Origin of the sequence: Aliagarivorans taiwanensis DSM 22990 (assembly GCF_000429505.1) — a bacterium.
Lineage (GTDB): Bacteria > Pseudomonadota > Gammaproteobacteria > Enterobacterales > Celerinatantimonadaceae > Aliagarivorans > Aliagarivorans taiwanensis.
On sequence record NZ_AUBZ01000008.1, the window covers coordinates 121,877 to 129,992 of the forward strand.

At 49.7% G+C, this 8,116-nt stretch carries 6 protein-coding genes; 2 read left to right on the plus strand and 4 right to left on the minus strand.

The window, feature by feature from the left end; all coding sequences use genetic code 11:
* Window positions 1–385: 385 nt before the first annotated feature.
* Complete coding sequence (locus G462_RS0107515; RefSeq protein ID WP_157378573.1) at window positions 386–622, minus strand: hypothetical protein; 237 nt, start codon at window positions 620–622, stop codon at window positions 386–388.
* A gap of 235 nt (window positions 623–857) precedes the next feature.
* Here G462_RS0107515 and G462_RS0107520 point away from each other — a divergent pair, with 235 nt between their 5' ends.
* Window positions 858–2,048: an ROK family protein gene (locus G462_RS0107520; RefSeq protein ID WP_026958456.1), complete on the plus strand. Its 1,191-nt coding sequence runs from the start codon at window positions 858–860 to the stop codon at window positions 2,046–2,048.
* Between the two features lie 61 nt (window positions 2,049–2,109).
* Here G462_RS0107520 and G462_RS0107525 read toward each other — a convergent pair whose 3' ends face one another.
* From G462_RS0107525 to G462_RS0107540, 3 genes are all read right to left on the minus strand, one after another.
* Entirely contained in the window at window positions 2,110–3,132 is a 1,023-nt protein-coding gene (locus tag G462_RS0107525; protein ID WP_157378574.1) for a MalM family protein, read from the minus strand.
* A gap of 180 nt (window positions 3,133–3,312) precedes the next feature.
* Complete coding sequence (locus G462_RS0107530) at window positions 3,313–4,602, minus strand: carbohydrate porin (RefSeq protein WP_026958458.1); 1,290 nt, start codon at window positions 4,600–4,602, stop codon at window positions 3,313–3,315.
* Window positions 4,603–5,173: 571 nt separating this feature from the next.
* The gene (locus G462_RS0107540; RefSeq protein WP_026958460.1) at window positions 5,174–6,496 is read right to left on the minus strand and encodes a carbohydrate porin; all 1,323 of its coding nucleotides are present in this window, start codon (window positions 6,494–6,496) and stop codon (window positions 5,174–5,176) included.
* A 422-nt stretch (window positions 6,497–6,918) separates the two neighbouring features.
* Between G462_RS0107540 and G462_RS0107545 the strand changes: the two genes are divergently transcribed.
* On the plus strand, window positions 6,919–8,112 hold the full coding sequence (locus G462_RS0107545) for an ISL3 family transposase (protein ID WP_026958461.1): 1,194 nt from the start codon (window positions 6,919–6,921) through the stop codon (window positions 8,110–8,112).
* Window positions 8,113–8,116 lie beyond the last annotated feature (4 nt).

An 8,116-nucleotide genomic window follows, 5' to 3' on the forward strand; every position in this document is an offset into this window, starting at 1 on the left:
ATAATTTTCTGTTCAAATTATAGGCTCTAGAATTAAAGCTGCATGGTAGAGATCTTTCTTTGAGTGTCAGTAACTTACTGACAAGTGAGCTCCTTGGAGGACCGACACTTTGCAACAATCTAGCGGCCCACGACAGCCGTCAATGTCGTACTTAGCATTTTCCTTTCCTTTAAGTGGATTAAGTATCCCTGCCCGTCATAGTACGGGCTTTTTTTTGAAAAGCTTTTCTTGGCCATATCCGCAACTCCCCTTTTTGTAAGATCTACATCTCAAATTTCTCAGGTATGTTGTGATTTGCCTAAGGTTCTTGGTATTGCTGATATCGATACCTGAGCTTTCCAGCCACGGCTTAGCCACTTGGTAAACGCATGATGAATCGTTGTCTCTAACTGCCAGCCACTGCCCTGATGCAGGCTGGCCATTTGCGCCCGGCGACTTCTACCATCAACACCACTACCGCATCACTTTTGATAGTGAGGGCTCGATTGTCGAGCTTTTCATAACAGCCTAAATAGCCTTGCAACCCGCAGTTGCCATTAATGACTTTCCGAGTACGTAGATTGAACGGCCCTGTGTCGATATTCCCCTTGGCCAGTATCAGCACGCTTACAGAGTAATTCACCAGTATGTTTATTCGCAGCAAAAGTCTGTGTTAGATTGCTGTCCCGCTGGTATAAAAATCATGCATATTGAGCCAGTCACCAAGGGATAAAATTTCGTACAAAGCCACGGATAGAGCCCCGCTGTAAAAGCGATCCAGCCAGCATTTTTCGTAATGACGTGACCAAACTAACAAAGGTCTTACCGTGGAAGTTATATTCTTAATTAAGCAGTCAAATTATTGAGGTAAATAACAATTGGTCAGCCCTAAAACCGATACTGAGCAAATCCGTCGTGAAAACCGCCGCCTGTTGGTCGAAACACTGCGCCACCAAGGTCCTTTAGCCCGAGTCGAACTTGGCGCGATCACCTCCCTCAGTCCGGCCACCGTCACCGCCATTACCTCCGAGCTGGTCGCCCAAGGCCACCTTCAGGAGCTAAGTAGTAGCGAAGAACCAAGCGGTCGCGGCCGCCCCCGAGTCGCGCTGTCATTGGTTGCAGACTCAGCGCACTACATCGGCATTAAGATCTCGATTAACGAGATCCGCTTGATGCTGGGCAACTACGCCGGAGAGGTTACCAAACAGTTCTCGGTGCAACTCAATACCAGCGCACTGAGCCCTCAGCAGTTGGTGCATGAGCTTAGCGGAGAGGTTCAACGGTTTATCGATAAGCACCACCTACAGATGGCAGAGCTGAAAGGGATTGGCTTGGCGGTACAGGGTGTGGTCGACCAGCAGCACGGCGGTATCTTGTGGAGCCCGGCGTTTCGTCAGGCCCAGCCGGGCTTGGCCGAGGCGCTAAGCCAACGCTTTAACCTGCCCGCATTAATCGCCAATGACGCCGACTGTCTGGCACTGGCGCTGCACACTCAGCCTCGCTATCGCGACACCAAGGATATGATCGCCATCCAGCTCGGCTACGGGGTTGGTATGGGGCTGATTCAAAATGGCCAGCTTTACTTAGGCAGTCGCGGCGCAATCGCCGAGTTTGGTCATACCAAGGTAAGCCTTGATGGGCCGCTGTGCCGCTGTGGCGCACGCGGTTGTCTGGAAGCCTATCTTGGCGATTATGCCTTGCTGCGCGACGCATCCGCCTTCGTCACCCTGCCGCCCGGCGATCCGATGCATCCGAGCGAAGAACAGATGCAGTACATCCAAAAACAGGCCTCGCTGGGCAATGAGAATATCCTGCATATCTACCAACAGGCTGGGCGCATGCTGGGCTTGGGGCTGTCGAATCTTATGGCTTTGTATAACCCGGAGAAGATCGTCATCTCCGGCCCGGGCGTGCGAGCGGCACCACTGTCACAAGACCCGATCCAAGAAGCGCTACAGGAAAGCCTGCTACCTTATCTGCGTGACACTGACTGCATTGAGACCCATCACTGGAACGAAGATCTGACCGGCAAAGGCATTATTGCCATGCTGCAAAAAATGAGTGATTGATACTGCGAGCACAAGAAAACGGGAGCGAAAGCTCCCGTTTTCTCATGGATAATGATTATCGCTACCGACTTTTAAACGCCTCGATAAAGGCACCGCGTACGTTGGTTGAGCCTAAGCGCTCAGCCTCTTCGACGAACTGCAGGGCAGTTTCCAAGTCATCATTGGCAACTGCTTGCTCGATCAGGCTGATGAACATCGCTTCGGTTTCAGGCTGGATGGTGCGGCCAGTACGAGACACATTTTGAGAAACGGGCTGATTATTGTCCACAACTACAGCTTTTGAAGCCGGGGCGACAGTAGCCGCTTCGCTGGCTACCAATACGCTGGCAGCTTTGGTTTGCTCACTAGAGGATTGCGCAAGGATCTCCCTCGCCTCATCGGCACTTTGCTTCTCAGAGATGTCAAAATCTAGCTTCACTCGCACCATTCCTACTGGAACATGCGCAGCGTACTCGCCTCGCATCGCCTTAATCAGCTGCATCTCACTACCCAACCTTTCAGCAGACTCTCGATCAACACTCTTATCCACCTGCGTCACTGAGCCTAACTGCTCATCGGTGGTAAAGAGAACCATATAGCGCGCTTGTAGTGCAGACTCTTTATCCGTATCAACCTCGAAGCGTAAAATGTAGCGGTTGGATGTCGTTACCCCACGTTTATCAAAGCGCAAATCATCTTGACCGTACACCTTTATAGGCTGATGGTTCTCATCCAACAGCAAGACGTTGGGTACAAATACCATATCCAGTACCGGACTTTCGACTTGAACCTTCAAGGTCTTTTTCACAAAGTGCGGCAACTCGAAACCTTTCACAAAGCTTTTACCAGTGGCAAAGCGAAATGCTTGCACCTCTGGACCCATAACAACCTTAGTTTTGCCAGGCTCGGCAATACGTTCATAGCGAAGATCAGCTAAGGAGCTGCAACACAAAGGGGCCGAGTCAAGTTGAGCATACGCCACCTCAGGGTTGGCAGGCTGCGCTCGAAGCGCATCTTGCCCAAACACATCGAGAGATTTTTTTGCGCTGCTACATCCTGCTAGCAACACAACAGCCAGAAGGCCGACTGCCATTCTTTTCTTCACGGAGACTCCTTAAACATACTCTGGCGAGGCGGGATCAATACCCACCATCAAGAAACCGGTTACACGCCTTATTAGGAAGGCTATTACACGCAAATTCAAGGGCAAAGCCTGAAAAATAAAGAGAGCGTCACAAGACGCTCTCTTTGTTGCTCACGGATAGTGATTACTTAGTAGGGAGAACTACCACCACACGTCGGTTTGCACACCAAATACGACATCACTATCTTGGTTGTCACCGTTGTAGTAAGCCGCCATGACGCGGATCTCTGGGGCGGGACCGGTGCCAGTGGCCATCGACCATGTAGGGGCAATGGCCAGCTTGTAAACCATGGCGTCATCACTATCGCGATCAGAGATAGCCGCCTCAGTGGCAATTGCAAAGTTATCTACGGCGGGTAAGGTAAACACAGGACGAACACCCAACGAGTAAGCCCAAGCATCATCATCACCATCGTCTACCCACTCAAACTGAGCCCAAGGCAATACCACCAGGCTATCGCTGAACCAACCACCCCAAGCAGAAGCTCGCACCGCAGCGGCATCCTTGTCAATTTGACGCATACCGGTTTGACCACCCGCGTTATGCAGGCCCGCATAGGCATTATAGTTAGTGAATGATTTGCCCAGGCCATGATCACCACTCAGACCGAAACCCGCTTGAACCAAGATGTTAGAAAAGCCGTTACCTAAGCCAAAGAACCCTTCGGGGGTATAGCCGATACCAAACTCAAAGCCGGTGTTAGTATGGTTGTCTTCAAAGTTGTCATTGTCAGCGATGTACTTTAATGCCGCGTCGATGCGAAGCTTTCCATACTGCGCACGGGTGTGCACCATGTGCATCGGATCCAAGCTGCGTAGATCTGGCGCATACTCACCCCATTCACCTGTTTCTGGGTCATGCCAGATGCCTTGACGCTGTGATTGAGTACTAGAAAGATAAGCAAAATCCCATTGGCCACCGCCGAGTTCAAGGCGTTGCACACCCAGACCCGTGCCCGAGTAGTCGGTCATGAAATGGTCAGTCAGGAAATTATAGTTGTCACGACCATAGTAACGTTGCCCCCCCCAGAAAGTACCGGTAGAGGTAAGACCGCCAAACTCTACATAGCTCTCAATCAGACCCGTAGATTTACCGTCGATGTTCTGACCGTTCATATCGTGATTGTCAGACAAGTTTGCTTGACCCAAACGAGTGCGGATAGCGATACTGTTGCCGTTTTCTAGCTCCCAAGTTTTAGCAAAGGCCAACTCATAAAAGTCATCGCCTTCGTTGACCAAACGACCCAGCGCCATTTTTCCTTTGTCATACTCAAAACGACTACCAAAATCTGCATCGCTGTTCGAACGTGACAATGCCGCTGCGCGGAAATAGCCATTAAACTCAAAACCTTCAGCAGCCTGAGCCACTGGCGTGAACGCGCTCGCTGCAAGTGCTGTAGAGCATGCAAGGGATAGTGCTTTCAACTTCATTATTCTAATTCCTTTAATATATTCCCCTATCTTTCCCTTAAGCATCCCTGCAAACCACTGCAATGGTGGGTCAAGAGGGATTATATGAATCCGGTTTCAGAATTTGTTTGAAACCAGTCACAAATGATACCGGTTTCAACGTGCATGGATCACACATATTAAGTTATGCAAAAAGCCCAAATAGCATTACAAAATAACGTAAAAATTATCTTCATCAGGAAAATAGTTTGAGTTTGGCAACATATATAAAAGCTAACTCAGTCAGCAACCAAAGCTGTCCATGCCAGTTTTCACCATGCCTCCTATCAGTACAGATACTTCAGAATACGTAATCACCAGCGAGTACAGAGGATGCAATGTTAAGACGTTCAGGAAAGCAAGACTCAGGGAGATAGGGGTAAACAGCAACTGGCGAGTCCAGAGCGCGATGACAATGCATTGGCTGTTAGCATACTCACAGCTTAGGGTGGTTCGGGAGCCTAGCTCGAACGTAAAAAAAAGCATGGCTCTCGCCATGCTCTAGTCTGCAAAACGCTACCAGGCCAGTGGAACCCGATAGCGAATTGTAGTTCTACCACCACATATCAGCTTGAACACCGAATACAGTCTCAGAATCGGCACCGTCAGCTTCGTAGTCGAAGTAGCTAACCATTACGCGGATCTCTGGTTGTGGGCCAGTTCCGGTAGCCATAGACCAAGTTGGAGCTAAGGTCAGCTTGTAAGCACCGCTCTTGTCAGCTTTGTAGTCGCGATATGCCACTTCGGTAGCAATAGCAAAGTTCTCAACTGAAGGCAGGGTGAATACTGGTCTTACACCAACGTTCCAACCATAGTTATTCTCATCACCATTCATAGCGCCATTTGATACGTACTCATACTGCGCCCATGGCAATACCACCATATGCGAGCCAAACCAGCCACCCCAAGCATTTACGCGGTAGCTAGAAGTGCTTGAATCGACCTTACGCATGTTGGTTTGACCACCAGCATTAATCCATCCACTGTAGGCATTGTAGTTAGTAAATGAACGACCTAACATGTTGCCGCCGCCCAGACCGTTACCAGCTTGGACCATTACGGTTGAGAAGCCAGACTCACTGATACCAAAGAAGCCTTTAGGATTGTAAGACAGCGCCGCTTCAATACCATTGGTAGCAAATTCTTCACCTGCATCGTCAGTAAAGTTAGATGCTAAGTACTTACCAGCAAAATCTACACGAAATGCACCATATTGAGCACGTACATGTACCATGTGTAATGGGTCTTCACTGCGCAGATCCGGCGCGTACTCACCCCACTCACCAGTCTCCGCATTGTGCCAGATACCTTGTTGCTGAGACTGAGTGCTTGATAGATATGCGAAGTCCCATTGACCACCACCAAGCTCCAGGCGCTGTACGCCCAAACCCGTACCAGACCAGTCGGTGTAGAAGTTATCGGTGAGGAAATTGTAGTTATCACGGCCATAATAACGCTGACCACCCCACATAACGCCCGTTGAAGTCAGACCTTCAAACTCCACGAATGCTTCGATTAGACCAGTAGAACTACCATCGATATTCTGACCGTTCATGTCGGCAGAGTTATCTAGGTTGGCCTGGCCTAAACGGGTTTTGATGGTGATTTTGTTGCCACCCTCCAGCTCCCAACCTTTGTTGAAAGCTAGCTCATAGAAGTCATCACCCTCTTGGCCTAGGCGGCCCAAGCTACCTTTACCACGGTCATACTCAAAGCGAGAACCCGCGTCGGTATCCCCCGGTCCATCCAGCAAAGAGAATGCTGCAGAGCGGAAATAGCCATGGAATTCGAAGCCTTCCAGGGCCATTGCAGAAGGTGTAAACGCGCTGGCAGCAAGTGCTGCGGTGCACGCAATTGATAGTGCTTTCAATTTCATTATTTTAGCTCCCTAATTATATCCTTATATGCCCCCCGTGTTTCGTCCAATACTTCTCATCCTTGGAATTGGGGACTGTTGGGATTATAGGAATATGAAACCGGTTTTATTTTGAAGATCATCACAATGATACCGGTTTCAAGTTGAAGCTGATCACAGTTGAAGCTAAAGGCATGAAACCAATGCAGTCAAATTCATAGAGGTCACAAGTAAAAATCACCTCGCAAACCCAGGTATACAGAGGAATTGTCTGAAAGCAGTTTCACAAAACGATGTCATGAAACTGTTTTTTAAGAGTTGAACTAATTTGAAAGGGGCTTTTATTTGGTTCTTCGCAGATTAGCGGGGAATAGATACGAAAACGGCTGAATAGGTTATGGTGATGTCGCCAAACAAACCCCGTAACCAACCAGCCGTTTTCGATGTCGAATCTTACCTTTCCGATCGAGCTGTGGGAAGGCTTTAAGCCATCCCATATCGAGCAGCACGACCGCTCCCTCAAGATCCACCTAACCCCTACCTCTCGTCCGCGGTGTCACTGTGGAACCGAAGCTCAGCACATTCACGACACGTCCATCCGGCGTGTATCTGAACGCACCATCCTGGATTACTCGGTCACTCTAATGGTTCCCGTACGACGCCTGCTCTGCCATCAGTGCGGTACGCGCACGGAGCATATTTCATGGTTAAAGCCCTTTTCCCGTATCACAGAGCGCCTAGCTAATTTCGTTCAATCGCTGTGCCCGCTTCTGCCGATTAAGCACTTGGCTCAGTTGGTTGGACTGCATTGGCACACCGTTAAAGAGTTGGATAAAGCTCGGCTTAGACGAGAAGTCCGTGAGCCTAAGTGGGGGCAGGTACGACGCCTGGTGATGGATGAATTCGCGCTGTTTAAGGGGCATCGCTATGCAACGGTCATCGCCGATGCTGATACGCATCAAGTGCTCTGGATTGGTGAGGGCCGAAGTCGGGCAGCAATCCGACCCTTTTTCGAAATGTTGGGCGAACACTGTGAGAACATTGAAGCTGTAGCCATGGATATGAATACAGCGTTCGACTTAGAGGTGCAGGAACACTGCCCAAATGCCCAAGTCGTGTACGACCTATTCCATGTTATCGCCAAGTATGGACGAGAGGTCATTGACCGTGTGCGCGTTGACTGTGCCAATGAACTCAAGGGCGATAAGAAGGCTAGGCAGCGAGTAAAGCGCAGTCGTTGGGTGCTGTTGAAAAACAGAACCAACATGAGCGACAAGCAACAAAGCTACCTGGATGAACTGCTAGATGCCAATCGCTCATTGATGGTGGTTTATCTGCTCAAAGAACAACTCAAAGAGCTTTGGTACTGCAAAGACGAAGAAACAGCGCGAGGCTTGTGGGATGTGTGGTGGCAACAGGTGCAGGAAAGTGGGATCGAGCCATTAATCCGCTTTGCCAACAAGTTAGAGTCTTACCTCCCCGGCATCGTCGCATCAGCGACCCACCCCCTCCACACTTGTCGATTGGAGGGGATGAACAACAAGATCAAACTGATGAAGCGGATGGCTTACGGCTATCGAGATACCGAGTATTTCTTTTTGAAGATAAAAGCAGCATTCCCCGGAGATCCGCGATGAACCT